2 protein-coding genes are annotated in these 2,516 nt (G+C 54.1%); both read left to right on the forward strand.

Features of this window, described 5'->3' with window-relative positions:
• Nucleotides 1-200: 200 nt before the first annotated feature.
• Nucleotides 201-1,727 carry an IS21 family transposase gene (istA, locus tag WC600_19330; protein MFA4904879.1) on the forward strand — a complete coding sequence of 509 codons (1,527 nt, stop codon included), beginning with the start codon at nucleotides 201-203 and terminating at the stop codon, nucleotides 1,725-1,727.
• 32 nt (nucleotides 1,728-1,759) lie between these two features.
• Nucleotides 1,760-2,516, forward strand: a 757-nt coding sequence (gene istB / locus WC600_19335) for an IS21-like element helper ATPase IstB (GenBank protein MFA4904880.1), incomplete at its 3' end; no start/stop codon positions are given.

The raw sequence follows: 2,516 nt of genomic DNA on the forward strand, positions 1-2,516 counted from the left end.
TCGCAGGGCGGTATCTGCGGTGATGCGTTGCGTTTCTCGGAGTAAAAAAGCCAGGCTTTCGGAGCAAACCGGCCGGCCTTTCGGAGTAAAGTAGGCCACCCTTTCGGAGCAAATCGGCCACCCCTGTTGGAAGGGCGCTGGACAATACAATGGCATAGAATCACTCTTGGAGGTGATCTATGCCGAACAGGAGATTGTCCATGCGTAAGATTAAAGAGGTTCTGCGGTTAAAATATGACTGCGGTATTAGCGAACGAGAAATAGCCCGAAGCTGCCAGGTATCCCGGAGCACGGTAGCTGATTATCTCAGGAGAGCTGCGGCAGCAAGGCTGACCTGGCCAGAAGCTTCATCACTCGCTCAAACCCAGCTTGAAGAGCGTCTATACCCCACTGAGCATATACCGAGTACGGTTAAACGTCCCGCGCCAGACTGCGAATACATCTACAACGAGCTGCGTACCTACCGGAGATTCAATCTGACGCTCTCCCAGTTATGGTTGGAATACAAGCAAAGCCACCCTGACGGCTACCAGTACACCCAATTCTGCGAGCATTACTGGCGGTGGCGGGGCAAGCTGGATTACGTTATGCGCCAGGAGCACCGCGGCGGTGAAAAGCTATTCATCGACTACTCCGATGGACTGTCTATCGTCGATACGGTCACCGGCGAGTTGATACTCACCCAGTTATTCCTGGCTGTCTGGGGTGCTTCCAACTACTCCTATTCCGAGGCAACTCTATCCCAGACCCTGCCGGAATGGATTGGTTCCCACAAACGGGCGTTAGAGTATTTCAGCTGTGTCCCCCGGGTGCTGGTGCCGGATAATCTAAAGAGCGGCGTCAGCAAGGCGTGCAAATACGAGCCGGAGCTAAATCCGACCTATAGCGATATGGCGGAGCACTACGGCTGCGCCGTGTTGCCGGCGCGTCCCAGGAAGCCAAGGGATAAGGCAAAAGTCGAAAATGGGGTACTCATCGCCCAGAGGTGGATACTGGCGGTATTACGTCATCGCACCTTCTACAGCCTAGCCGAGCTCAATGTCGCCATTAGTGAGTGCCTGGAGCGTCTCAACAATCGCCCCATGCGAAAGCTGAAGAAATCACGCAGAGAGCTATTTGAGACTCTCGACCGGACCAATGCCCTGCCGCTGCCTCAGAGACATTACGAGTATGCCGAATGGTATAAGGCTAAGGTACAGCTGAATTACCATATTGAAGTGGACCACCATTACTACAGTGTGCCCTACCAGCTTTTGCATGAGAGATTGGACATCCGGCTGACAACGACGATTGTAGAGGCTTTCCACAAAGGAGAGCGTGTCGCTGCCCATGTCCGGCTTTACACTAAAAATGACTACACCACCTTACCGGAACACATGCCGCCGTCACACCGCTACTATGCCGAGTGGAACCCGGCCCGGTTTATCCAGTGGGCCGGTAAGACCGGGGAGGCGACAGCCAGGCTGGTAGAAAAAGTACTCTCCACGCGCCCTTACCCGGAGCAGGGTTACAAAGCATGCCTGGGAATTATTAATCTGACACGAGATTACGATCCCCCTCGTGTCGAAGCGGCGGCACGCCGGGCACTTGAGTTTAATTCATGCTCTTACCGGTCGATGAAGGCTATCCTGTCCGCCGGACTCGACCGGCACTATGATAGCGAACGACCTGCAATAGCTGGGCTGCTGCCGCATCAAAATATCAGGGGACAGGAATATTATCAGTGAAAGGAGTAGGAACTATGCTTAATCAACAAACGATGTCTATTCTGTACTCGCTCAAACTTACCGGTATGGCGAGAAGCCTTGAGGAAAGGCTCGCCGACTCGCAACAGGCAGCTCTATCTCATGACGACTTCGTGGGACTGCTGGTACAGGATGAGAAGCTGTACCGGGATAATCTGAGGCTTCGGAGGCTCCTCAAGAAGGCCAAACTACGTCAGGAAGCCTCACTGGAGGATATCAACTATGGAGTATCCCGGGGACTCAGCCGGCAGGTAATACTGGAGCTGGCTAATCCCCAGTGGATAACCGCCCACCATAACGTGTTAATCAGCGGTCCAACCGGTGTTGGCAAATCATTTATAGCCTGTGCCTTGGGCAACGCCGCCGCCCGGACAGGCTATACCGTGCTCTACATGCGGGCTCCCCGGCTGTTTGAAACCCTGCAACAATCACGCGGAGACGGCTCCCATCTCAAAGCCCTCGCCAAGCTGAGCCGCGTGCAATTACTGATTATCGATGACTTCCTACTTACCCAGCTGACAGATAGCGAACGGAGAGACTTACTGGAGGTAATCGAGGATCGCTACCAGGCAGGAGCCACCATCGTAGCCAGCCAGTGCCCCATCCAAGACTGGCACCCCAACATCGGCGACCCGACCCTGGCTGATGCCATCTGCGACCGGCTCTTGCATAACGCCTATAAAATCGAGTTGAGAGGCGACTCCATGCGCACCAAGAGACCGAATACGAAAACTGATAGGAAGGAGGCAGTTGAAAGTGATAGAAAACTAA

It is taken from the genome of Desulfobaccales bacterium, assembly GCA_041648175.1.
GTDB lineage: Bacteria > Desulfobacterota > Desulfobaccia > Desulfobaccales > 0-14-0-80-60-11 > 0-14-0-80-60-11.

Excerpts from the sequence above, each read along its gene's own strand:
- istA (MFA4904879.1), top strand. The coding sequence starts at position 201 with ATGCGTAAGATTAAAGAGGTTCTGCGGTTAAAATATGACTGCGGTATT.